Raw genomic sequence first — 22,842 nt, forward strand, 5'->3', positions numbered from 1 at the left:
CAGACCCAGACCCAGACCCAGACCCAGACCCAGACCCAGACCCAGACCCAGACCCAGACCCAGACCCAGACCCAGACCCAGACCCAGACCCAGACCTACCTTCCCGTTAACACCCGCGCAAGCGAGATTGCAGGTATTGGGCCCCGGTCAGGCGAGACATTCCTTCGCCCATCGCGGCGTTCGCCCAAGGGCAAATTCCCTCGTTCGGACACCCGATCAGCCGCTTCCGGCAAGATCCCTGTCAATCGGCATCCAGACGGCCCCCAGATCGGCGTCCCTAAGTGCCCCCTTTGGCGAGCGGATGAGCAGGCCCATGGCGGCGTAGCTTTCCAGCTGGCGCAGCCGTCACGGGCCTTCGCTTCGGGGGGTGTTCAGGCTCGGGTTTTGGATGCGCCAACTGACGTTGTCGGTCTCGACGATGTCGCAGTGGTGGGTGGGGTCCCATTTGGACGCCGATCAACCCAGAAGCGGGGTCCTTATTGCAAGCCGTTCAACAAGATCCCTGCCAGACTGCGGCACGATCTGGACCTGCCCCATGATCTGAGCACAGGCCCGCTCAAGGCCACAAGCGCAGCCATGCAGGTCAGGATCCGACCAACGCCTGCCCCCCGCGCCGCAGGCGCAACACCGGCCCTGGACGGCTGCCGGGCCTCGGCAGGTCAAGGCAAAGCCTGTGCGCGGTGGTCAATCGCCGCCGATTTGCCCGACTGGGACCTTGCAGCCCTGCAAGCGCCACGCGAATTAGCTTGACCTTTGCGCCCCCCTTCTGTTGAACCACGCCTGACCCGCAGGGGTGCAGGCTGCAAACGACGGTGGGATGCGGATGGAAGATCAGAACAAGAACCTCATTCTTGCAACCGTGCTCAGTTTCCTTGTGATTCTGGGCTGGTTCTGGATGTTCCCCCCGCCGGAGCCGGTGGTGGACCCCAATGCCCCGGTGGCTGGCCAGACGGCGCAGGCCCCGGCGGCAGGTGCCGCGACAAGCCCCGTGGCCCCGGCCGATCAGGGTGGCATCGCCGCCGTGCCGCAAGCCCCGCGCCTGAAGATCGATACGCCGACCTTGCAAGGCTCGATTTCGCTGTCGGGCGGCCGGATCGACGATCTGAGCCTGAAGAATTACAAGGTCACGCTTGATCCGGGGTCGGACATCGTCCGCCTGCTGTCGCCGGTTGGCGAACCCAATGCCTATTACGCGCTTTACGGATGGGCGGCGGGCGGCAACCTGGCGGCAACCGATGCCCCTGGTGCCAGCACCGAATGGACCATTGCCGAAGGCAGCACGCTGTCGCCGGGCCAGCCAGTCAAGCTGGAATGGCAGAATGGCAAGGGCCTGACCTTCACCCGCACCATCGCGATCGATGACGATTACATGTTCTCGATCACCGATGGCGTGCGCAATGACAGCGCTGAACCTGCCACCCTGCAGCCTTACGGCGTCGTGGCGCGCCATGGCAAACCGGCCGATCTGCAAAACTTCTACGTCCTGCATGAAGGCGTGGTGGGTCGGATCGACGGCACCCTGCAGGAAGTGAAATACAAAGCTCTGGACGACATGCCGGTCGTCGCCCATGAGGGCGCACAGGCCGAGGTGCATGAGGCCACCAAGGATGGCTGGCTGGGCTTTACCGACAAATACTGGATGACGGTTCTGGTGCCCGAACAGGGCAAGCCCTTCACCGCAGTCGCGAAATATGACGCGCGTTCGGGCATCTATCAGACCGAGACCCGCCTTCCCGCGGTCACCGTGGCACCGGGTGCCGCGACTGAGGTGACCTCGCAATTGTTTGCGGGCGCCAAGGAATGGGAAGCGATCCGCTACTATCAGAATGACCCCAGCCTGCTGGAGCGCGTGTTCGGCCAGAAGGTCGATCCGGCACGGGCGCAGATCGGCGGCTTCATCGATTCCATCGACTGGGGCTGGTTCTTCTTCTTCACCAAACCGATTTTCTGGGTGTTGCACACGCTGCATGGCTGGATCGGCAATATGGGCCTTGCGATCATCGCGCTGACTTTCGTGCTGAAACTGATCGTGCTGCCGCTGGCCTATAAATCCTATGTCTCGATGGCGCGGATGAAAGAGCTGCAGCCCGAGATGGAGGCGCTGAAAGAACGCGCGGGCGATGACCGCGCCAAGCTGCAGAAGGAAATGATGCAGCTTTACAAGGACAAGAAGGTCAATCCGGCGGCGGGCTGTTTGCCGATCCTGATCCAGATTCCGATCTTCTTCAGCCTTTACAAAGTGATCTTCGTCACGCTGGAACTGCGCCACGCGCCGTTTGTCGGCTGGCTGAAAGACCTGTCGGCCCCCGATCCATCCTCGCTTTACAACCTGTTCGGGCTGCTGCCCTGGGCGGGCCCGGATCACCCATCGCTGCTGGCCACGATCTTCATCGGGGCGCTGCCGATCCTGCTCGGCGTGTCGATGTGGCTGCAACAGAAGCTGAACCCGGCACCCACCGATGCGGCACAGGCCATGGTCTTTGCCTGGATGCCCTGGGTGTTCATGTTCATGCTGGGCAGCTTTGCCTCGGGTCTGGTGCTCTACTGGATCACCAACAACACCATCACCTTCCTGCAGCAATATACGATCATGCGCAGCCATGGGCACAAGCCGGACCTGTTCGGAAACATAAAGGCGGGATTCAAGAAGAAACCCGCCGAGGCCAAGGCCGCCGCCGCGAAGGCCCCGGCGAAAGGCAAGAAATGACGGCACGGCTCTCTCTGATCTGCCGTCACCCGATCAAGAGCCACGGACGCGAAGACCTCGCGTCCGTTCGGCTTTTGGCGGGCGAGGGCCTGCCATGGGACCGCTTCTGGGCGGTGGCCCATGATGCGGCCAAGCTGCGCGATGGCTGGAGCCCTTGCGTCAACTTCGCGCGCGGGGCCAAGGCCCCTGCCCTGATGGCGATCACCTGCGCGCTGGAGGAAGACAGCCGCACCGTGACCCTGCATCACCCCGAACGCGGCAGTTTCCGCCTGCGCCCGGACGTGGCCGAGGATCTGCCGGGATTTCTGGACTGGGTCACCCCGCTGAACCCGCCGGGCCGGGCGATGCCTGCGCGCATCGTCAGCGCCGGCCGCGCGATGACCGACAGCGACTGGCCTTCGGTCTCGATCCTGAACATGGCCTCACTGGCGGAACTGTCCACCCGGATGGGGATTGATCTGTCGCCCCATCGCTTCCGGGGCAATCTCTGGATCGAGGGCTGGGCCCCCTGGGCGGAATGGGATCTGCTGGGCAAACGCCTGCGCATCGGCGACGCGGTGCTGGAGGTGCGCGAACGCATCACCCGCTGCAACGCCACCAAGGTGGATGTCGAGACGGGCGTGCTGCATGGCGATACGCTGGGCAGTCTGCAAGGCCATTACGGCCACAAGGATTTCGGGGTCTATGCCGAGGTCATCGAAGGGGGCAGCATCGCCCTTGGACAAGAGGTTGTGCTGCAATGAACCTTCCCTTCCCCATCGTCGCCGAGCCCGATGATTTCGCGCGCGAGCGTGGGCGGCTGCTGTTTGCGGGGCCGGTCGATTTCGTCAAGGGCGTGGTCGCCATGTCTGGCCTGCCGCCGGCCGACCGGATCGAGGTCTGCTTTGCGGGCCGGTCCAATGTCGGGAAATCCAGCCTGATCAATGCGCTGACCACGCGCAAAAGCCTGGCTCGCGCCTCCAACACGCCGGGGCGGACGCAAGAGATCAACTATTTCGCGCTTGGCGAAAGCCGCTATCTGGTTGACCTTCCGGGCTATGGCTATGCCGAGGCGCCGGTTGCCACCGTGGCGAAATGGCAGACGCTGCTGAAGGCCTATCTGCAAGGCCGTCAGACCCTGCGCCGGGCTTTCGTGCTGATCGATTCGCGCCATGGCGTGATGAAGGTCGATGACGAGATCATGACCCTGCTGGACCGAAGCGCCGTGACCTTCCAGGTGGTGATGACCAAGATGGACAAGCTGTCGCGCCCTGAACGGGAGAAGAATCTGGATCAGGTTCGTGCCGCGCTCGCCAAACACCCCGCCGCCTATCCCGAGATCGTCATGACCTCGTCCGAAAAGGGCGACGGGATCGAGACACTGCGCGCGCTGATCGCGGGGCTGGAATGAGCATTCCGGCATGGGTTCAGGTCGCAATGGGCGGGGCCACGGGCTCCGTCTTGCGCTATGGCATGAACCTTGCCGTGCCGCGCATCGCCGGGATGGGCTTTCCCTGGCATACGCTGGTGATCAATGTGCTGGGATCTGGCATGATGGGCGTGGTCATGGTCTGGCTGGCCCATCGTGGCCACCAGCATCTGGCACCGCTGCTGATGACCGGGATCCTGGGTGGTTTCACCACCTTCTCGGCCTTTTCGATGGATACGATGCTGTTGGCAGAGCGGGGGCAGCATCTGGCCGCCCTTGCCTATGTCGCGGCCTCTGTCCTGCTTTCTCTGGCGGCCTTTGCCCTCGCCGCCCAACTGACCCGGAGTCTCGCATGAGCGGCGTCAACCTGTTGACCGTATCCACTGAAGAGGGCGAACAGCGCCTTGACCGCTGGTTCAAGCGGCGTTTCCCGCAGATCAGCCAGGGCCATGTCGAAAAGATGTGCCGCACCGGGCAGGTCCGGGTCGATGGTGCGCGCGCCAAGGCCTCTGATCGCGTGGTGCCGGGCATGGTGATCCGCGTGCCCCCCCTGCCCGATGCCGAGGCCCCGAGCCGGGTAAAGCCGTCGGGCATCAGCGCCGCCGATGCCAAGATGATCCAGGACTGCGTCATCTTCAAAGACGAGCACATGATCGTGCTGAACAAGCCGCCGGGGTTGCCCTCACAAGGTGGCTCTGGTCAGGGCGACCGCCATGTCGATGGACTCACCGAGGCGCTGAAATTTGGCTACAAGGACCGGCCTAAGCTGGTGCATCGGCTGGACAAGGACACTTCCGGCCTGTTGATGCTGGCGCGCACCGATCGCGTGGCGCGCGCGCTTTCGGAAAGCCTGCGCCATCGCAACACCCGCAAGATTTATTGGGCGGTGGTGGCCGGTGTGCCGCATCCGCGTCAGGGCAGCATCAAATACGGGCTGCAAAAGGGTGGCGGCCGCGGCGAACATGAAAAGATGATCTGTATCCATCCCGCCAAGATGGGCGATCACCCCGAGGCCAAGCGCGCCCATACCGACTACTTTACGCTGTGGTTCCTGGGCACCCGTCTCAGCTGGATGGCGCTGGAGCCGATCACCGGCCGCACCCACCAGCTGCGCGCCCATATGGCCGAATTCGGCCACCCGATCCTTGGCGATGGCAAATATGGTGGCTCCGGCACTGAAAACCTTGGCGATGGCTGGGGCGCGGGGTCAGGCGGCGATCTGTCGCGCAAGCTGCATCTCCATGCCCGCCGCCTGACGGTGGAACATCCGATCCTGAAAACCGAAATGACTTTCACCGCCCCCCTGCCCGAGCATATGCAGCGCACCTGGAAGCTGATGGACTGGAAAGAGGGCGACGTGCCGGAAGATCCGTTCGAGAAGCTGCACTGACATGTCGGCCTGGAAACCAAAACGATTCTGGAAGGAAGCCACCGTTGCTGCCGTCGAGGGGGGGTTTGCCGTTCTGCTGGACGGGCGGGCGGTCAAGACCCCCGCCAAGACCGCATTGATCCTGCCAACCGAGGGTCTGGCCCAGCTGGTGGCGGCGGAATGGGACGCGCAAGAGGAAAAGGTCTTGCCCGAGACCATGCCCGCCACGCGCACCGCCAATTCCGCCATCGACAAGGTTCAGGTGCATTTCAGCGAAGTCGCTGAAATGCTTGCCGAATATGGCGGCACCGACCTCCTGTGCTACCGCGCCGAGGGCCCCGCGCCGCTGGTGCAGCGGCAGGCTGATGGCTGGGATCCGTTGCTGGAATGGGCGCGGGCGCGCTATGATGCGCCGCTGGCCACCACATCGGGCGTGATGTTCGTGGCGCAGCCCCCCGGCAGCTTGGCTGCGCTGCGGCAGGCGCTGTTCGATCAGACCCCTTTCCAGCTTGCCGGGCTGCACGATCTGATCGCGATTTCGGGCTCGCTTGTGCTGGGGCTGGCGGTGGCCGAAGGTCGGCTCAGTGCCGATCAGGCTTTCGACCTCAGTCGAATCGATGAGCATTGGCAAATCGAGCAATGGGGCACGGATGAAGAGGCCGCAGAGCAAGAAACGCTCAAGCGTCAAGGCCTGCAAGAGGCTGCCCGATTCCACGCATTGTGTCGATAACAATCTTGCCCAAGCGATAATCAGTTCATCTGCTTATTGCGCAAGTTCCGTATGTTTGCACCCAAATCAGCACTGTTAGCGCTAACCTAAGGGTTTCGCTTGACGATCCAAAGCGCTTTGCAGGAGACTGGCCGACACTGAGACGCGGATATGTTTGCATATCCGCCATCGGACAACCGTCCCCGCAAAGGGGATCCATAAATCACCGCCCGAAAACGGGTGGATACTCAGGAAGAGGTACGCATGAAAAAATCCGTATTCCTTGGCACGCTGTCGGCTGCCGCCCTTTTTGCGGGCATCGCTGGCGCGGGCACGCTGGAGGATGTGAAGGCGCGTGGCGTTCTGAACTGCGGCGTCAACGTCGGCCTCACCGGATTCGGTGCGCCGGATGCCAATGGCAACTATCAGGGCTTTGACGTCGCACTTTGCAAGGCTGTGGCTGCTGCCGTTCTGGGCGATGCTTCCAAGGTGAAATATGCACCGACCACCGGCGAGACCCGCTTCACCGCGCTGGCCTCGGGCGAAGTGGATGTGCTGATCCGCAACTCCACCTGGACCTTCTCGCGCGATGTCGACCTGAAGTTCGATTTCGTGGGCGTCAACTATTATGACGGCCAGGGGTTCATGGTGAAGAAGGATCTGGGCGTGTCCTCCGCAAAGGAACTGGATGGCGCGACCGTCTGCATCCAGACCGGCACCACGACCGAGCTGAACCTGGCCGACTTCTTCAAGGCCAATAACCTGACCTATACGCCGGTGACCGTGGCCGACGATTCCGAAGGTCAGCGCCAGTATCTGGCCGGTGCCTGCGACGCCTATACCACCGATGCCTCGGGTCTTGCCGCTTCGCGCGCCACCATGCCGGATGCCGACAATCACATCATTCTGCCCGAGATCATCTCGAAAGAGCCGCTTGGCCCGCTGGTGCGCCATGGCGACAACGTCTGGGGCGATGTGGTGCGCTGGACCTTCTTCGCGCTGGTTGCAGCCGAAGAATATGGCGTGAACAAGGCCAATATCGAAGAGGTCGCCTCGACCACCACCAACCCGGAAGTCAAGCGCCTGCTGGGCACCGAAGGTGATCTGGGTGCCATGCTGGGTCTGGACAAGGAATGGGCCAAGCGCGCCATTGCCGCCAATGGCAACTATGGCGAAATCTTCGAGGCCAATATCGGCTCCGCCACCCCGATCAAACTGGCGCGCGGCCTGAACGCGCTCTGGACCCAGGGTGGCCTGCAATACGCCCCGCCCTTCCGCTAAGATCGACGGGAACCGACAGGGGCGCAAATTTGCGCCCCTGTCCATAAAAGAAGACTGAAATCCTGACCCATTTGAGGCCCCGACAGAATGGGCCGGGCAGGATCAGGGGGTACGCTCAACATGGCTTTTGTCCAGGATGCGCCGAAAGATAGCTTTCGGTTGGGAATGCTTATTTACGACACGCGTTACAGATCGATCACCATCCAGGTGGTGGTGCTGATCCTGTTCCTGCTGTTTCTCTCTTGGCTGGTGAACAACACCGCCCAGAACCTCGCCGCGAAGGGCCGGACATTCGATTTCGGCTTCCTGTGGATGCGTGCGGGCTATGACATCAACCAGAGGCTGGTCGATTACACCAATGACAGCACGCATATGCGGGCGGCCTTCATCGGCCTGCTGAATACGCTGCTTGCGGCCTTTGTCGGCTGCATCATCGCCACCATTCTTGGGGTGGTGATCGGCGTGCTGCGCCTGTCGAAGAACTGGATCGTCTCGCGTCTGATGACGGTCTATGTGGAAATCTTCCGCAACGTGCCTGTCCTGCTGTGGATCCTGCTGGCCGCCACAATCCTGTCGGAAACCACACCGCAGCCACGCGACTTCCGCCAGACACCCGAGATGGAACAGGCCGGCGAAGAGCCCAAGGCCTCCATGCTGTTCGGGATCATCGCGGTCACCAATCGCGGCACCGTGATCCCGGAGCCGAAATTCTGCATCGGCAAACCGCAGGCAGAATGTGACGCCGACCCCAATGAGGGTGGTCTGGGCGTGATCGATCTGGGGATCTTCAAGGTCTCGCTGAACCTGCTGGCGCTGCTTGTGGTGTTCGGGGGATCGATCTTTGTGAACAGCCGCATCACCAAGCAGGCAAATGCCACGCAAGAGGCAACCGGCATCCGTCCGGTGACATGGTGGAAATCGCTTGCGGTGCTGATCATCCCCTCGGCCATTTTGCTTTGGGCACTTGGCCTGCATTTCGTGGTGCCGGAACTGAAGGGCTTCAACTTTGTTGGTGGCATCAGTGTGCTGCACAGCTTCACCGCCCTGACGCTGGCGCTGGCGCTGTATACCGCGGCCTTCATCGCGGAAATCGTGCGGGCTGGCATCATGGCCATCTCTCGCGGGCAGTCCGAGGCCGCCGCGGCCCTTGGCCTGCGCCCCGGCCGCACCATGAGCCTGGTGATCCTGCCGCAAGCCTTGCGAGTCATCATCCCGCCGCTGATCTCGCAATATCTCAACCTTACCAAGAACACCTCGCTCGCCATCGCCGTGTCCTACATGGACCTGCGCGGGACACTGGGCGGCATCACGCTGAACCAGACCGGCAAGGAACTGGAATGTATGCTGCTGATGATGGGGATCTATCTCACGATCAGTCTGATCATCTCTGCGCTGATGAACCTGTTCAACCGCGCCGTGAAGCTGAAGGAGCGCTGAGATGACCGAATTCACCCCCTTCGTCCGCAAGGATATGCTGGAACCGCGCGACCCGCCGGGCAATCAGCAAGGCCCCATCGCCTGGGCACGCGAGAACCTGTTCTCCGGCCCGATGAACACGGTTTTGACGCTGCTTGGCATCTTGGCCGTGGGCTGGCTTGCGCTGCATATCATCCCCTGGCTGATGCATTCGGTCTGGAACGCCAATTCGCTCAGTGAATGCCGCGCCATCATCGCCCAGACCTGGGGCCCGGACGCGACCGGGGCCTGCTGGGCCATGGTGCGCGAACGTTGGCACCAATATGTCTTCGGGTTCTATCCTATGGACCTGTATTGGCGCCCGACACTGGCTTTCCTGCTGATGCTGGTGGCAATTGCCCCCGTGCTCTATCAGTCGCTGCCCCGCAAGATGATGTGGTTTACCGCACTTTACCCCTTCATCTGCTACTGGCTGCTCTGGGGCGGCACGCTCTGGGCACCGATCGTGGTGCTGGCGGGCTTTGGCCTTTTCGCGCTGGCCTTCCGGTTTGCCGCGCCCAAGCTGGGTGTGCCGGTCTCGGCCGGTCTCGGTCTGCTCGCCGCAGCGGTCTGGTGGCTTTTCGTGCAGACACCATTGTCCACGGCGCTGAACGGCATCATCCCGCTGTCGATCCGCGATGTGGACAGTGATCAGTTTGGCGGCTTCCTTCTGTCCATCGTGATCGGGATCACCGCCATTTCGGCCTCGCTGCCAATGGGGATCCTGCTGGCGCTTGGCCGGAAATCCGACATGCTGCTGGTCAAGTCGCTGTCGGTGATGTTCATCGAGTTCATCCGCGGCGTGCCGCTGATCACGCTGCTGTTCACCGCATCGCTCCTGCTGCAATATTTCCTGCCACCGGGATCGAACTTTGACATCATCCTGCGCGTCATCATCCTGGTGACCCTGTTCGCTGCGGCCTATATCGCCGAAGTGATCCGGGGCGGTCTTGCGGCGCTGCCGCGTGGCCAATACGAGGCCGCCGATGCGCTTGGTCTGGATTACTGGCAGGCCCAGCGGCTGATCATCATGCCGCAGGCCCTGAAGATCTCGATCCCCGGCATCGTCTCCAGTTTCATCGGTCTGTTCAAGGACACGACGCTGGTGGCCTTTGTCGGGCTGATGGATCCGCTCAAGGGCATCACCGCCGTGGTGCGCGCCGACATCAACTGGAAGGGCATCTACTGGGAGCCCTACATTTTCGCCGGCACCATCTTCTTTCTCATCTGCTTCGGCATGTCGCGCTACTCCATGTGGCTCGAACGCAAGCTGAAGACCGATCACCGTTAAGGAGCCGCAACCATGGCTGAACAAGCAATCGACCTGAGCAAGATGACCATCTCGGACGAGGTCGCCGTCCAGATCAGCAACATGAACAAATGGTATGGCCAGTTTCATGTCCTGCGCGATGTCAACATGACGGTTCATAAGGGCGAGCGGATCGTGATCTGCGGCCCTTCCGGCTCGGGCAAATCGACGCTGATCCGCTGCATCAACCGGCTGGAAGAACACCAGTCGGGCCAGATCGTGGTGGACGGGACGGAACTGACCAACGACCTGAAGAACATCGACAAGGTGCGCTCCGAGGTTGGGATGGTGTTCCAGCACTTCAACCTGTTTCCGCATCTGACGATTCTGGAAAACTGCACGCTGGCGCCGATCTGGGTCCGCAAGATCCCGAAACGCGAGGCCGAAGAAACGGCGATGCACTTCTTGTCCAAGGTGAAGATCCCCGATCAGGCCCATAAATATCCCGGGCAGTTGTCGGGCGGACAACAGCAGCGCGTGGCCATCGCGCGTTCGCTTTGTATGCGCCCGCGCATCATGCTGTTCGACGAGCCGACCTCGGCACTGGATCCCGAGATGATCAAGGAGGTGCTCGACACCATGATCTCGCTCGCGGAAGAAGGCATGACCATGCTCTGCGTGACCCATGAGATGGGCTTTGCCCAGGCGGTGGCAAACCGGGTGATCTTCATGGACAAGGGCCAGATCGTGGAACAGAACTCGCCGCGCGAATTCTTCAACAATCCGCAATCGGAACGCACCAAACTGTTCCTGAGCCAGATCCTCGGGCACTGAACGGGCACCGGGTCGCGATTTTTCGACGAAAAATCGCCCCCCTTTCCAAAATCAAAAGGCACCCCGCGGGGTGCCTTTTTTCATTGTCATGACAGTCACTTCAGCCGCGTATCTCAGGCAATCAACTCACGCGGCACAATGAAATCGTCTGCACTGCCCATTGCCCAATTCACCTCTGCCCAGCTGTCGACTGCGAATTCGCAAACCAATGTGGCCCCTGTCGGAAAGCGTTGGAATTCCGCATTCAACGGTGCCCGCGCGACGATCCGCTGCGCAAATTCCGCAATGCCCGGATTATGTCCGACCATCATGACCACACCGGCCGAGGCATGACGCAGGACCGCCAGCATCACATCGGCACTGGCGTGATAAAGGGTGGGCTTCAGATCCAGCACCGGCTTGGCCGGGAGTTGCCCGGCAATCATGCTCCAGGTTTCCCAGGTGCGCTGCGCGTCCGAGCACAGCACCTGTTCCGGCAGGTAACCGCGCGAAACCAGCCAATTGCCCAGATCGGTCGCCGCCGCCTTGCCGCGCTCGTTCAGCGGGCGATCATGGTCGCTCATCAGCGGGTCGTCCCAGCTGGATTTGGCGTGGCGGGTCAGGATCAGCCGAAGGGTCATTTTGAAACTGTCTCATATGATATGCCGATTGTGCGTCCAGTCTGGCATAGGATTGCGACAAGGGGCAAGCGCGCCGAACAGCGCAGCCCTGCGCGAGACAGCCTTGCGGAACACTGGCCTGTGTAGGACTGGCCAGTGCGGGACGGGCCTGTGCGGGACGGGCCTCCCCCGCCCCGCTTGCCAGATGCGCGCGACAGCGCGGCAGGTCGTAGCCCTGCCCTGTCAGCGCCCCGACCGGGCAGGCATTGCGGCAGGGTTGCAGGCAGGCCTCGCATGGAACCGGCTGCGGCGGAGGCAGATCCACCCTCTGCTGCAGCGCCAAGGCACCCCGGCATGAGAACCACAGGCCCTGCTCCGCATGGACCGTCAACTGCACCGGACTGACCCTTGCCCGCCCGCTGCGCAACGCCCATTGGGCAAAAGGATGATGCGGCGGTCCGCCAAAGGGAAACAGCGCCTTGCCGCGCAAATCACAGGCGATGCGCCCGATCACCCGGCGCGACCAGCGATCCAGTGGATCGGGCCTGCCGTCCTGCCATTCGGGGCTGCCGGTGGCATGCGGCCAGAAACCCGGCTCGGCCGGGCCGATCAGCAACAGGCTGCGGGTGCCGTGCGGCAGGCCGGGATCGCCTTCGGCATGAAACCCGCCCAGGAGTTCCAGCCGATGCGCGGCAAGCCGGGCGGCGATCTCTGCCCCGGTCAACCCGCCTCAGCGCCGGATGCGCGGCTTCACCCGCGGCTCGGTGGAGCGGATCTGCGACCCTGCGCCATGGTCGGTGAACAGTTCCAGCAGAACCGCATTGGGCAAGCGCCCGTCAAGAATGGTGACCGCCCGCACGCCCTCGGCCAAGGCAGCCAGCGCGGTTTCGGTCTTGGGGATCATGCCCCCCGCGATCACGCCAGCATCGGTCATCTGGCGGATTTCCTCGGGCGTGATCTGCGTCATCACCTCGCCCGCCGCATTCTTCACCCCGGAAACATCGGTCAGCAGCAGCAATCGGTCGGCCTGCAATGCCCCGGCAATCGCCCCTGCGGCAGTGTCGCCGTTCACGTTGAAGGTCTCGTTATCCGCAACGCCGGTGGCAACCGGGGCCACGACCGGAATGATCCCAGCATTGTAAAGATCGCGCAGCACCTGCACGTTCATCTCCACCGGGCGGCCCACAAAGCCCAGTTCGGGATCATCGGCCTCGCAGACCATCAGGTCGTCATCCTTGCCGGAAATGCCGACCGCGCGCCCGCCCTGATCGTTGATCGCCTGCACGATCCGCTTGTTCACCAGACCCGAAAGGATCATCTCCACCACCTCGACGGTGGCCTTGTCGGTCACGCGCTTGCCGCGCACGAACTCGGATTTGATGCCCAGCTTGGACAGCATCTCGTTGATCATCGGCCCGCCGCCATGCACCACGACCGGGTTCACGCCGACCTGGCGCATCAACACGATGTCGCGGGCGAATTCTGCCATGGCAGCGTCATCGCCCATGGCGTTGCCGCCGAATTTCACCACGACCACCGCACCGGAATAGCGCTGAAGATGCGGCAACGCCTCCGAAAGAGTGCGGGCGGTTTGAGCGGGGTCCTGCATACTGGCCTGCTTTTTCATGAACGGTCCTCGGTTTGCGCGAACTTGGTAGCCCCTTTGGCGCGCGCTGCCAACTTGCAAATCGCCAGCGGCTGGCACAGGCTGGCGCCAAACGGAGGGGCAGAAATGGCTGAGCAGAAGGTGATGGTGTTGACGGGGGCCAGCCGGGGGATCGGCCACGCCACCGTCAAGCGTTTCGGGGCCGAGGGTTGGCGGGTGCTGACCTGTTCGCGTCAGGCCTTTGATCCACGCTGCCCCTGGCCCGGCGGCGAGGAAAACCATATCCAGATCGACCTTGCCAGCCCCGATGCCACCATCGCGGCCATCGCCATGATCAAGGAAAAGATCGGCGGCAAGCTTCATGCGCTGGTGAACAATGCGGGGATCAGCCCCAAAGCACCCGATGGGGGGCGCCTGAACAGCCTGCAGACAGATCTGCGCACCTGGGGCCAGGTGTTTCACGTCAATTTCTTTTCCTCCATCGTGCTGGCGCGCGGCCTGCAGGATGAACTTTCTGCCGCGCGCGGAACGGTGGTCAATGTGACCTCCATCGCGGGCAGCAGGGTGCATCCCTTTGCCGGGGCAGCTTATGCCACCTCAAAGGCGGCATTGGCCGCGCTGACGCGAGAGATGGCGCATGATTTCGGACCGATGGGGGTGCGGGTCAATGCGATCGCGCCGGGTGAAATCGCGACCTCCATTCTGAGCCCCGGCACCGAAAAGATCGTGGAGAAGCTGCCGCTGCAGCGCCTGGGGCAGCCCAAGGAAGTGGCCGATGTGATCTGGTTCCTGTGTTCGGATCAGGCCAGCTACATCTCAGGTGCCGAGATCGAGGTGAACGGGGCGCAGCACGTCTGACGGCAGCGCGGCCCTGCGCGCGGCGTTTTGAGTATTTGGGCAAGCAGCAAAGGGCAGAGGCAAGCGCGGGTGGCCAAGCATGGGCCCCCTCTCATGCTTTGCTGCTTGCCCAAATACTCAATTTCCCCCGCGCCGCTTGGCGCGCAGATTGGCGAAATATTCCACTCGCTTCTTCAATTCGCGCTCAAAACCGCGCTCGGGCGGCGCGTAGAAGACCGGATGTTTCATGCCATCAGGAAAGTAATTCTGCCCCGAAAAGCCGTCTTCGGCATCATGGTCATAGGCATAGCCCGCACCATAGCCGATCTCTTTCATCAGCCGGGTCGGCGCGTTGCGGATATGCAGCGGCGGCGGCAGGCTGCCGGTTTCGCGGGCTGCCACACGCGCGGCCTTATAGGCGGTGTAGACGCCATTCGATTTCGGCGCGAGGGCCAGATAGACCACAGCATTGGCCAATGCCAGCTCGCCCTCGGGGCTGCCCAGGCGTTCATAGGTCTGCCAGCTGTCGACGCAGACCGCCTGCGCCTGCGGATCGGCAAGGCCGATATCCTCGACCGCCATGCGGGTCAGGCGGCGAGCCAGAAAGCGCGGGTCTTCGCCGCCTTCCAGCATTCTGGCGAACCAGTAAAGGGCAGCATCCGGGTCTGATCCGCGCACTGATTTGTGCAGGGCGGAGATCAGGTTGTAATGTTCTTCGCCCGATTTGTCATATTTGCTGGCGCGCCGCATCAGACGCTGGCCCAGCTGCGCCTTGGTCAAGGCATCGCCCTTATGGGCGCTGACCTGTTCGATCAGGTTCAGCAGCGCCCGGCCATCGCCATCGGCCATTTCCAGCAGGCTTTCCCGGGCTTCGGCCTTTAGCGGCAAGGCCCGACCCAGCTCTTTTTCGGCGCGCTGCGCGAGGCGCTCCAGATCGGCAAGGCTCAGGCGTTCCAGCACGATGACCTGCGCGCGCGACAGCACAGCGGCGTTCAGCTCGAAGGACGGGTTCTCGGTGGTGGCGCCGACCAGAAGGATGGTGCCATCCTCCATATAGGGCAGAAAGCCGTCCTGCTGCGCCTTGTTGAAGCGGTGGATCTCGTCAACGAACAGAAGTGTCCCCTGACTATTGGCGCGCCGGATTTTCGCCGCCTCGAACACTTTGCGCAGGTCCGGCACGCCGGTGAAGATCGCGCTGATCTGCACGAAGGCCAGTTGCGTCTGATCGGCCAGAAGCCGCGCGATGGTGGTCTTGCCCACCCCCGGCGGCCCCCAGAGGATCAGCGAAGACAAGCTGCTCGCCGCCAGCATCGCGCCCAAAGGCCCCTCGGGGCCCAGCACATGCTCCTGTCCGATCACATCCGACAGGCTGCGCGGGCGCAGCCGATCTGCCAGCGGTCGGGGTCCGGGCGCATCCGGGGGCGGGCTTTGCGGGGTGTCGAACAGATCGGCCATGATGCATTCCAGATTAACCGCGGCCCCGCGCCCTGGGAAGGGTCAGAGACGGAAGCGCAACATCACACGCCGGCCCTCGCGCAGCACCTCCACCGTCCAGCGACGCTGGTTGGGCGCGCTGAGCAGCTCGGCATCCTCAGGGGTCGTGACCGCGCTGTCATTGATGGTGACCAGCACATCGCCCGGGCGCAGGCCGACGCGGGCGGCAAGCCCTTCCGCCCCGGTGACCACGACACCATCATTGACGGCGACCGGCAGGTCCATCTCGGCTGCGACCGCCGGGTTGATGCGCGAGACAGAAAGCCCGTGCAACACGCTGTCGCCGCCCAGGGTGCGGGCATCGCGCGCAGGCGTATCGGGCGGGGCGATCAGGGTCACCGTCGCGTCCAGCTCATCTCCTTCATGGAGATAATGCACGGTCACCTCTTTGCCGATGCCAAGGGAGGCCAGGCGGAACATCACCTCTTGCGGGCTATCGGTGGGCTCGCCGTCGATGGCAAGCACCACGTCCCCCACGACAAGACCGGCGGCCAGAAGCGGACTTTCGGGATGGAAATCCGACAGGACCACGCCTTCTGGGCGCGGCAGGCCCATGGCCTCGGCCATGGCGGCATCCATCGCCTGGCCCTGCACCCCGGCCCAGGGCCGCTGGAAGCGCGTCTCACCCGCCACCGCCTGATCGACGAAGTTCTGCACCAGATTGGCCGGGATCGCGAAGCCGATGCCATTGGATCCGCCGCCGCGGGTCAGGATCGCGGTGTTGATCCCGATCAGACGGCCCGCCACATCGACCAGCGCGCCACCCGAATTGCCCGGATTGATCGCCGCATCGGTCTGGATGAAATAGCCGCGCCCCGAATCCAATGCGAGGGTAGAGCGCCCCAGCCCGGAAATGATGCCCGACGACACCGTCTGCCCCACGCCGAACGGATTGCCGATGGCCAGAACCAGCTCACCCACCTCAAGCTCGTCGGAGTTGCGCAATGGCAGGGCGGGAAGGTCAGATGCCCCCTCCAGCTGCAACACCGCCAGGTCGGAATCCTTATCCGCCAGCAGCACATGGGCGCGGTATTCACGACGATCCGACAGCTCCACCCGAATCTCGGTCGCATTGCCGACAACGTGGTAGTTCGACACCACGATCCCATCCGCCGCCACGATCACACCAGAGCCAAGCGCATTTTCGACGCGTGGCGTGCTGCGGCCCATCCCCTGAAAGAACTGCTCGAAGAACGGATCACCCGCAAAGGGGTTCTCTCGCCGCTCCACCACCACGGTGGCGTAGATATTCACCACGGCTGGCGCGGATTGGCGCACCACCGGGGCAAAGCTCATCGACAGATCCGTCACCGATTGCGGCACGGTTTGCGCCATCAGCGGCGCGCCAAGCGCGGCAAGGACGGGAAGCACAAGCAGATAGGGGCGCAGCATCTGATATCCTGACTGGCATGGCGCATCGGGCCACCACGCCCAAGGATATGGAATCGCATCGGGCTTGATGCAACGGATCAGTGTCAGACCGGGCGAGATCTGGCGCAGATATGAAGGGGCGAACGGCCCCCAAACTACAGGATGGCGGCGAACGCGGCCGGGCAAAACCACCGGATCTTGGGTGCAGAATGTTCGCAGAATGCAAAAGGCCCGCACAAGGGCGGGCCTTTCGACAATCGGTCAGCCAGGAGGAATTATTCCTCGGCGAACTCCGCTTCCAGACGGGCGCGGTCAGCGGCGCCTTTGGCGGAAGGATCACGATCCACGAATTCGATGATCGCCATCGGCGCCATGTCGCCATAGCGGAAACCGGCTTTCAGGATGCGGATATAGCCGCCCTGACGGTTCGCATAGCGCGGGCCGAGGATCTCGAACAGACGTGCAACATGCTTTTCGTCGTTCAGTTGGGCCGAAGCCTGACGACGGGTGTGCAGGTCACCGCGCTTGGCCAGCGTGATCAGCTTTTCGACGATCGGACGCAGTTCCTTCGCTTTCGGAAGGGTGGTCTTGATCTGCTCGTGCTCGATCAGGCTGCCTGCCATATTGGCAAACAGGGCCTTGCGGTGTTCGTGGGTGCGGTTCAGGCGACGGTAGCCGCGAGCGTGACGCATGATGATCTCCTAAGTGTTTTGCTTTGTCTTGCGACCCTGCGTAGGGGCCACTTCGTTGGGGCGGTATTGCCCATTCAGGTCGACAACGATCCCCCGGATCGTTCTCTTCCCTTCATTCCCCGCCAACGCGGGCATTGCACGGGGGGCGGTAAGGCCCCCCGACATTCTTAGAACTGGTCTTCGAAACGCTTGGCCAGATCTTCGATGTTCTCCGGCGGCCAGTCCTCGACATCCATGCCGAGGTGCAGGCCCATGGCCGACAGCACTTCCTTGATCTCGTTCAGCGACTTGCGGCCGAAGTTCGGGGTGCGCAGCATCTCGGCTTCGGTCTTCTGGATCAGATCGCCGATATAGACGATGTTGTCGTTCTTCAGGCAGTTTGCCGAACGGACCGAAAGTTCCAGCTCGTCCACTTTCTTCAGGAGAAGCGGGTTGAACTCGAGGCCGGTGTCCAGTTCCTGCTTGGAGGCCGATTCCGGCTCGTCGAAGTTGACGAACACGGCCAGCTGGTCCTGCAGGATGCGCGCGGCATAGGCCACGGCATCCTCGGGCGTCAGCGCGCCGTTGGTTTCGATCTTCATGGTCAGCTTGTCATAGTCCAGCACCTGACCTTCGCGGGTCGGGGTGACTTCATAGGACACTTTCTTGACCGGCGAGAAGATGGCGTCGATGGCGATCAGGCCAATCGGGGCATCTTCCGGCTTGTTCTTGTCTGCGGCCACATAGCCCTTGCCGGTATTCACCGTCAGTTCCATGTAGACATCGGCACCGTCATCAAGGTGGCAGATCACATGATCCTTGTTCAAGATCTCGATGCCATTCGATTCCGAAATGTCGCCGGCGGTCACGACGCCCGGCCCTTTGGCCGAGATCGACAGGCGCTTCGGCCCCTCGACTTCCATCTTCAGCGACACGCCCTTGAGGTTCAGCACGATGTCGGTGACATCCTCACGGACGCCCGCAACAGAGGAGAACTCGTGCAGCACGTTGTCGATCTGCACCGAGGTGATGGCCCCGCCTTGCAGCGACGACATCAGCACGCGGCGCAGCGCGTTGCCGAGCGTCAGGCCGAAGCCACGCTCCAGCGGTTCCGCGACGACGGTCGCGGTGCGCGAAGCATCCGGCCCGGCCTTCACGACCAGCTGAGTCGGTTTGATCAGCTCTGCCCAATTCTTGTGGATCATGCTTTCGCCTCCATACTTGTTCTCTACCCATGTCCCTAAGCAGAAAACGCCCGAGGTTCAGAAATGCGTGAAAGGGCCGCGCCGGATACAGCGCGGCCCCATCGAAAAATATGCGTCAGACGCGGCGACGCTTGGGCGGACGGCAGCCGTTATGGGCCAGCGGCGTCACGTCGCGGATCGAGGTGATAGTCAGACCAACCGCAGCCAGCGCGCGCAGCGCCGATTCACGGCCCGAACCCGGACCCTGCACTTCGACCTCAACGGTCTTCATGCCATGTTCCTGAGCCTTTTTGGCGGCGTCTTCGGCAGCCATCTGAGCGGCGTAGGGGGTCGACTTGCGCGAGCCCTTGAAGCCCATGGTGCCCGAGGACGACCAGGAGATGGCGTTGCCCTGAACGTCGGAGATCAGGATCTTGGTGTTGTTGAACGAGGAGTTCACATGAACCACGCCAGCGGCGATGTTCTTGCGTTCCTTGCGCTTCATGCGGGTTTTATCGCGTGCCATATCTCAGCGCCCCTTATTTCTTCTTGCCGGCAATGGCCTTTGCGGGGCCTTTGCGGGTGCGAGCGTTGGTATGGGTGCGCTGACCGCGAACCGGGAGGTTGCGACGGTGACGCAGGCCACGGTAGCAGCCGAGATCCATCAGACGCTTGATGTTCATCGACACTTCGCGACGCAGGTCGCCTTCGACGGTGAAGTTCGCGTCGATATATTCGCGGATCGCCAGAACTTCGGCATCCGTGAGCTGGTTGACGCGGCGTGCGCGGTCGATGTTCAGCGATTCACAGATTTGCTCTGCGAAATGGGCACCGATGCCATGGATATATTGCAGAGAGATGGGGACGCGTTTCCCGGTCGGGATGTTAACGCCAGCAATACGAGCCAAACGTATGTTCCTTCATTGTTGCGGTTCCGTAATGCCAGAACCTTTTTTCACAACACCGGCGCGACCTTGAGAGTGCATTAACGGTCGCCCGGCTCGAATACGCCCAAAGCCGCGAATCCCCTGACGGAAAAACGAAAGCCACGGACGATTCCCTTGCGGGACGCCGTGGCTTAGGGGGTTTTCCACGACCCGTCAAGGGCCGCAGGGGCAGGATTTACGTTCTGTCAAGAACTTTCGCGATTGCGGCCCCGACATCGTCCATGGCGGCCATGCCATCGACCTGTTTCAGATCACCCTTGGCATAGTAATAGCCCAGAAGCGGCGCGGTCTTCTTGTAATATTCGCGCAGACGCCCGGCAAAGACTTCCGGGTTGTCATCGGCGCGCACTGGCTGGCCTGCGGCTGCGGTTTCTTCGGCCCGGCGCACAATACGGGCCACCAATGCCTCGTCATCCACCACCAGTTCGATCACCGCATCCAGCCTCTGCCCCATCCGCTCCAGCAGCGCGCCGAGCGCATCGGCCTGCGCCAAGGTGCGCGGAAAGCCGTCGAAGATGAAGCCGCCCCCGGCGGGGCCAGCCAGCTTTTCGGCGATCAGACCGATCACGATCTCATCCGTCACAAGCTGGCCCTTGTCCATCACCTCGGCCACGCGGCGGCCCATCTCGGTGCCCGAGGACTTGGCCTCGCGCAGCATGTCGCCGGTCGAAAGCTGGACCATGTTCCGTTCATCGACCAGACGCTTGGCTTGCGTGCCCTTGCCCGCGCCGGGGGGTCCGAGAAGGATGATATTGGTCATGGACGAGCTCTCTCCCTGAGATGGTGCCGGCGCCGGACTTAGCGGCGAGTGGGTGCCTTGCTGCCACGGCCCTTGCGGCCACGCAGCTGCGACTTTTCGATCAGCCCTTCATATTGATGGGCCAGAAGGTGCGACTGGATCTGGTTGATCGTGTCCATCGTCACCGAGACCACGATCAGCACCGAGGTGCCGCCAAAGTAGAAGGGGATCGCCAGCTGGTGCCGGATGATCTCGGGCAGAAGGCAGACGAAGGCCAGATAGGCGGCACCGATCACCAGGATACGGTTCACGACATATTCCAGATAATCCTCGGTCTTCTTGCCGGGACGGATGCCGGGCACGAAACCGCCCTGGTTCTTCAGGTTATCCGCCACCTCGTCGACCTTGAAGGCGACGTTATGGGTGTAGAAATAAGCGAAGAACACGATCATCGCCGTGAAGAACAGCAGGTAAAGCGGCTGACCAGGGCCGAAATAGGCCAGGATCGTCGACATGACCGGGCCCGATTGCGCGTGCGAGAAGGCCGCGATGGTCGTCGGAAGCAAGAGCAGCGACGAGGCGAAGATCGCCGGGATCACGCCGGCCGGGTTGACCTTGACCGGCAGATGGCTGGAACCGCCATCATAGATCTTCATGCCGACCTGACGGCGGGGATACTGGATATGGATCTTGCGCAGCGCGCGTTCCATGAACACCACGAAGGCAATCACCACGACCACCATCACGATCACCCCGATGATGACCGCAGGCGAGATCGCGCCCGAACGCCCCTGGCTGAAGAACTGTGCCAGGGCGGCGGGGATCTCGGCCACGATGCCGACAAAGATGATCAGCGAAATGCCGTTACCGATGCCGCGTGCGGTGATCTGTTCCCCCAGCCACATCAGGAACATGGTGCCGCCAACCAGCGTGATGACAACGCCTGCCTTGAAGAACAGGCCCGGCTCATGCGCCAGATTGCCCGCCTCAAGACTTGCGGCAATGCCCCAGGCCTGGAACAGCGCCAGCGCCACGGTGCCGTAGCGGGTGTATTGGTTGAGCTTTTTCTTGCCCTGTTCACCCTCTTTCTTCAGCTGTTCCAGCGGCGCCCACATGGCCGACAGAAGCTGCACGATGATCGAGGCCGAGATATAGGGCATGATGCCGAGGGCAAAGATACCCATCCGGCTGATCGCGCCGCCGGTGAACATGTTCAGGATGCCGCCGATTCCGGCCGATACATCCGACATGAAGTTCCGCAGCGCCAGACCGTCGATTCCCGGCACCGGGATATAGGTGCCCAGACGGTAGACGATCAGCAGACCGATGGTGAAGAAAATGCGTTGGCGAAGGTCGGTCGCCTTGCCAAGGGCGCCCCAGCTCAGGTTCGCCGCCATTTGCTCTGCAGCAGATGCCATGCCCAGCTCTTTCATGAGAGCGCCGCCGATCCGTTCTCCGGTTCGGCGGCGCGGGAAAACTTGGCCTTCATGTAAGCGGTCTTGCGACCGCTCACAACATTATTCGGCAGCGACCGCGGCCACGTTCAGCTTGCCACCGGCCTTCTCGACGGCTTCGATGGCCGATTTCGAGGCACCGGTCACGGTCAGAGTGACTTTCGAGGTGATCTCGCCCTTGGCAAGAATGCGGATACCGTCATGCTTGCCTTTGGTCACGCCAGCCGCAACCAGAGCGTCCTCGGTGATCTCGACGGCGGCGTCCAGCTTGCCGGCTGCGATGAATTTCTCGATCAGGCCGAGATTGACAACCGCGTATTCCTTGGCGTTCGGCTTGTTGAAGCCGCGCTTCGGCAGACGACGATAGAGCGGCATCTGGCCGCCCTCATAGCCGCCAATGGCGACGCCCGAACGCGATTTCTGACCCTTGATACCACGGCCAGCGGTTTTACCCTTGCCCGAGCCCGGACCGCGCGCCACGCGCTTCTGCTTGCGGGCTGCACCTTCGTTGTCGCGAAGTTCATTCAGTTTCATGTCGCTACTCCTTGGCCGGAAAGCCCCCGCCAGCGACGGATGAGGGCAACACGGCATTTCTTGTTGATTCTGTGACAGCAAGGTCACCGGGGGCGTATAGGGCGAAGTGCCAAGTTTGGCAAGCTGGCCGCGTCAATGGCAATGCACCCTGCCGGTTGCGCGTTCCATATGGCAGCATTCCCCCGGCAGCGAGGATTTGCGGCAACCGCCACCATAGGCCTGCGCCGGAAAGGTAGAAAGACCAAAGAGGCCCGAAATCGGGATCGTCATAATGAACGGGCGCAAATGCGAGGCCTCCTAAAAGTTAACGGCACCGCCCTAACGGCGCGGTCGCCGGGCTGTCGACCGCCCCCCTGCCCTGCCTTTTCCGCCCGTGGCCTCCAGCATCCCGATC

24 protein-coding genes are annotated in these 22,842 nt (G+C 62.4%); 11 read left to right on the forward strand and 13 right to left on the reverse strand.

Annotated features, from left to right (window positions below; all coding sequences use genetic code 11):
- Positions 1–823 precede the first annotated feature (823 nt).
- The 10 genes from yidC (at position 824) to GBJ34_RS18065 (ending at position 11,012) form a co-directional block, all read left to right on the forward strand.
- Entirely contained in the window at positions 824–2,707 is a 1,884-nt protein-coding gene (gene yidC, locus GBJ34_RS18020; RefSeq protein WP_151720591.1) for a membrane protein insertase YidC, read from the forward strand.
- Positions 2,704–3,450 (forward strand): MOSC domain-containing protein, encoded by a 747-nt coding sequence (locus GBJ34_RS18025; protein WP_151720592.1) that lies wholly within the window; start codon positions 2,704–2,706, stop codon positions 3,448–3,450. Before yidC ends, GBJ34_RS18025 begins: the two co-directional genes overlap by 4 nt.
- Positions 3,447–4,097, forward strand: a complete 651-nt coding sequence (gene yihA, locus GBJ34_RS18030) for a ribosome biogenesis GTP-binding protein YihA/YsxC (RefSeq protein ID WP_151720593.1) — start codon at positions 3,447–3,449, stop codon at positions 4,095–4,097. Before GBJ34_RS18025 ends, yihA begins: the two co-directional genes overlap by 4 nt.
- Entirely contained in the window at positions 4,094–4,471 is a 378-nt protein-coding gene (locus tag GBJ34_RS18035) for a fluoride efflux transporter FluC (protein ID WP_151720594.1), read from the forward strand. Before yihA ends, GBJ34_RS18035 begins: the two co-directional genes overlap by 4 nt.
- Complete coding sequence (locus tag GBJ34_RS18040) at positions 4,468–5,505, forward strand: RluA family pseudouridine synthase (RefSeq protein ID WP_151720595.1); 1,038 nt, start codon at positions 4,468–4,470, stop codon at positions 5,503–5,505. The genes GBJ34_RS18035 and GBJ34_RS18040 overlap by 4 nt, the downstream gene beginning before the upstream one ends.
- A gap of 1 nt (position 5,506) precedes the next feature.
- Positions 5,507–6,214 carry an ATP12 family chaperone protein gene (locus GBJ34_RS18045; protein WP_151720596.1) on the forward strand — a complete coding sequence of 236 codons (708 nt, stop codon included), beginning with the start codon at positions 5,507–5,509 and terminating at the stop codon, positions 6,212–6,214.
- Positions 6,215–6,457: 243 nt separating this feature from the next.
- On the forward strand, positions 6,458–7,474 hold the full coding sequence (locus tag GBJ34_RS18050) for an amino acid ABC transporter substrate-binding protein (protein ID WP_151720597.1): 1,017 nt from the start codon (positions 6,458–6,460) through the stop codon (positions 7,472–7,474).
- A 120-nt stretch (positions 7,475–7,594) separates the two neighbouring features.
- Positions 7,595–8,911, forward strand: a complete 1,317-nt coding sequence (locus GBJ34_RS18055) for an amino acid ABC transporter permease (protein WP_151720598.1) — start codon at positions 7,595–7,597, stop codon at positions 8,909–8,911.
- A gap of 1 nt (position 8,912) precedes the next feature.
- Positions 8,913–10,220, forward strand: a complete 1,308-nt coding sequence (locus GBJ34_RS18060) for an amino acid ABC transporter permease (protein ID WP_151720599.1) — start codon at positions 8,913–8,915, stop codon at positions 10,218–10,220.
- 12 nt (positions 10,221–10,232) lie between these two features.
- Entirely contained in the window at positions 10,233–11,012 is a 780-nt protein-coding gene (locus tag GBJ34_RS18065; protein ID WP_151720600.1) for an amino acid ABC transporter ATP-binding protein, read from the forward strand.
- A 113-nt stretch (positions 11,013–11,125) separates the two neighbouring features.
- Here the strand turns inward: GBJ34_RS18065 and GBJ34_RS18070 are convergent, their stop codons facing one another.
- The 3 genes from GBJ34_RS18070 to argB are packed head-to-tail and all read right to left on the reverse strand — an operon-like array spanning position 11,126 to position 13,238.
- Entirely contained in the window at positions 11,126–11,632 is a 507-nt protein-coding gene (locus GBJ34_RS18070) for a SixA phosphatase family protein (RefSeq protein ID WP_151720601.1), read from the reverse strand.
- Entirely contained in the window at positions 11,562–12,335 is a 774-nt protein-coding gene (locus GBJ34_RS18075) for a ferredoxin (RefSeq protein ID WP_151720602.1), read from the reverse strand. Before GBJ34_RS18075 ends, GBJ34_RS18070 begins: the two co-directional genes overlap by 71 nt.
- Positions 12,336–12,341: 6 nt before the next feature.
- Entirely contained in the window at positions 12,342–13,238 is an 897-nt protein-coding gene (gene argB / locus GBJ34_RS18080; RefSeq protein WP_192931280.1) for an acetylglutamate kinase, read from the reverse strand.
- Between the two features lie 105 nt (positions 13,239–13,343).
- Between argB and GBJ34_RS18085 the strand changes: the two genes are divergently transcribed.
- A complete protein-coding gene (locus tag GBJ34_RS18085) occupies positions 13,344–14,075 on the forward strand; it encodes an SDR family NAD(P)-dependent oxidoreductase (protein WP_151720603.1) in 732 nt (243 codons plus the stop codon).
- A 117-nt stretch (positions 14,076–14,192) separates the two neighbouring features.
- Here the strand turns inward: GBJ34_RS18085 and GBJ34_RS18090 are convergent, their stop codons facing one another.
- From GBJ34_RS18090 to GBJ34_RS20635, 10 genes are all read right to left on the reverse strand, one after another.
- Complete coding sequence (locus GBJ34_RS18090) at positions 14,193–15,509, reverse strand: replication-associated recombination protein A (protein ID WP_151720604.1); 1,317 nt, start codon at positions 15,507–15,509, stop codon at positions 14,193–14,195.
- Positions 15,510–15,551: 42 nt separating this feature from the next.
- A complete protein-coding gene (locus tag GBJ34_RS18095) occupies positions 15,552–16,940 on the reverse strand; it encodes a trypsin-like peptidase domain-containing protein (RefSeq protein ID WP_151720605.1) in 1,389 nt (462 codons plus the stop codon).
- 254 nt (positions 16,941–17,194) lie between these two features.
- The gene (gene rplQ / locus GBJ34_RS18100) at positions 17,195–17,611 is read right to left on the reverse strand and encodes a 50S ribosomal protein L17 (protein WP_151720606.1); all 417 of its coding nucleotides are present in this window, start codon (positions 17,609–17,611) and stop codon (positions 17,195–17,197) included.
- A gap of 167 nt (positions 17,612–17,778) precedes the next feature.
- Positions 17,779–18,795, reverse strand: coding sequence for a DNA-directed RNA polymerase subunit alpha (locus tag GBJ34_RS18105; RefSeq protein ID WP_151720607.1), 1,017 nt, complete (start codon positions 18,793–18,795; stop codon positions 17,779–17,781).
- A 115-nt stretch (positions 18,796–18,910) separates the two neighbouring features.
- Positions 18,911–19,300: a 30S ribosomal protein S11 gene (rpsK, locus tag GBJ34_RS18110; RefSeq protein WP_151720608.1), complete on the reverse strand. Its 390-nt coding sequence runs from the start codon at positions 19,298–19,300 to the stop codon at positions 18,911–18,913.
- Positions 19,301–19,313: 13 nt separating this feature from the next.
- The gene (gene rpsM / locus GBJ34_RS18115; RefSeq protein WP_151720609.1) at positions 19,314–19,682 is read right to left on the reverse strand and encodes a 30S ribosomal protein S13; all 369 of its coding nucleotides are present in this window, start codon (positions 19,680–19,682) and stop codon (positions 19,314–19,316) included.
- A gap of 214 nt (positions 19,683–19,896) precedes the next feature.
- Positions 19,897–20,481 (reverse strand): adenylate kinase, encoded by a 585-nt coding sequence (locus GBJ34_RS18120; RefSeq protein WP_151720610.1) that lies wholly within the window; start codon positions 20,479–20,481, stop codon positions 19,897–19,899.
- Positions 20,482–20,519: 38 nt separating this feature from the next.
- The gene (gene secY, locus GBJ34_RS18125) at positions 20,520–21,878 is read right to left on the reverse strand and encodes a preprotein translocase subunit SecY (RefSeq protein ID WP_151720611.1); all 1,359 of its coding nucleotides are present in this window, start codon (positions 21,876–21,878) and stop codon (positions 20,520–20,522) included.
- A gap of 99 nt (positions 21,879–21,977) precedes the next feature.
- The gene (rplO, locus tag GBJ34_RS18130) at positions 21,978–22,448 is read right to left on the reverse strand and encodes a 50S ribosomal protein L15 (RefSeq protein WP_151720612.1); all 471 of its coding nucleotides are present in this window, start codon (positions 22,446–22,448) and stop codon (positions 21,978–21,980) included.
- A gap of 132 nt (positions 22,449–22,580) precedes the next feature.
- Complete coding sequence (locus GBJ34_RS20635) at positions 22,581–22,733, reverse strand: hypothetical protein (RefSeq protein ID WP_192931284.1); 153 nt, start codon at positions 22,731–22,733, stop codon at positions 22,581–22,583.
- Positions 22,734–22,842: the final 109 nt, after the last annotated feature.

It is taken from the genome of Gemmobacter serpentinus (genome assembly GCF_008973825.1).
In the GTDB taxonomy this organism is placed as follows: domain Bacteria; phylum Pseudomonadota; class Alphaproteobacteria; order Rhodobacterales; family Rhodobacteraceae; genus Gemmobacter; species Gemmobacter serpentinus.

Coding starts and splice junctions, on each gene's coding strand:
- yidC (WP_151720591.1), top strand. CDS start 824: ATGGAAGATCAGAACAAGAACCTCATTCTTGCAACCGTGCTCAGTTTC.
- GBJ34_RS18025 (WP_151720592.1), top strand. CDS start 2,704: ATGACGGCACGGCTCTCTCTGATCTGCCGTCACCCGATCAAGAGCCAC.
- yihA (WP_151720593.1), top strand. CDS start 3,447: ATGAACCTTCCCTTCCCCATCGTCGCCGAGCCCGATGATTTCGCGCGC.
- GBJ34_RS18035 (WP_151720594.1), top strand. CDS start 4,094: ATGAGCATTCCGGCATGGGTTCAGGTCGCAATGGGCGGGGCCACGGGC.
- GBJ34_RS18040 (WP_151720595.1), top strand. CDS start 4,468: ATGAGCGGCGTCAACCTGTTGACCGTATCCACTGAAGAGGGCGAACAG.
- GBJ34_RS18045 (WP_151720596.1), top strand. CDS start 5,507: ATGTCGGCCTGGAAACCAAAACGATTCTGGAAGGAAGCCACCGTTGCT.
- GBJ34_RS18050 (WP_151720597.1), top strand. CDS start 6,458: ATGAAAAAATCCGTATTCCTTGGCACGCTGTCGGCTGCCGCCCTTTTT.
- GBJ34_RS18055 (WP_151720598.1), top strand. CDS start 7,595: ATGGCTTTTGTCCAGGATGCGCCGAAAGATAGCTTTCGGTTGGGAATG.
- GBJ34_RS18060 (WP_151720599.1), top strand. CDS start 8,913: ATGACCGAATTCACCCCCTTCGTCCGCAAGGATATGCTGGAACCGCGC.
- GBJ34_RS18065 (WP_151720600.1), top strand. CDS start 10,233: ATGGCTGAACAAGCAATCGACCTGAGCAAGATGACCATCTCGGACGAG.
- GBJ34_RS18070 (WP_151720601.1), bottom strand. CDS start 11,632: ATGACCCTTCGGCTGATCCTGACCCGCCACGCCAAATCCAGCTGGGAC.
- argB (WP_192931280.1), bottom strand. CDS start 13,238: ATGAAAAAGCAGGCCAGTATGCAGGACCCCGCTCAAACCGCCCGCACT.
- GBJ34_RS18085 (WP_151720603.1), top strand. CDS start 13,344: ATGGCTGAGCAGAAGGTGATGGTGTTGACGGGGGCCAGCCGGGGGATC.
- GBJ34_RS18090 (WP_151720604.1), bottom strand. CDS start 15,509: ATGGCCGATCTGTTCGACACCCCGCAAAGCCCGCCCCCGGATGCGCCC.
- GBJ34_RS18095 (WP_151720605.1), bottom strand. CDS start 16,940: ATGCTGCGCCCCTATCTGCTTGTGCTTCCCGTCCTTGCCGCGCTTGGC.
- rplQ (WP_151720606.1), bottom strand. CDS start 17,611: ATGCGTCACGCTCGCGGCTACCGTCGCCTGAACCGCACCCACGAACAC.
- GBJ34_RS18105 (WP_151720607.1), bottom strand. CDS start 18,795: ATGATCCACAAGAATTGGGCAGAGCTGATCAAACCGACTCAGCTGGTC.
- rpsK (WP_151720608.1), bottom strand. CDS start 19,300: ATGGCACGCGATAAAACCCGCATGAAGCGCAAGGAACGCAAGAACATC.
- GBJ34_RS18120 (WP_151720610.1), bottom strand. CDS start 20,481: ATGACCAATATCATCCTTCTCGGACCCCCCGGCGCGGGCAAGGGCACG.
- secY (WP_151720611.1), bottom strand. CDS start 21,878: ATGGCATCTGCTGCAGAGCAAATGGCGGCGAACCTGAGCTGGGGCGCC.
- rplO (WP_151720612.1), bottom strand. CDS start 22,448: ATGAAACTGAATGAACTTCGCGACAACGAAGGTGCAGCCCGCAAGCAG.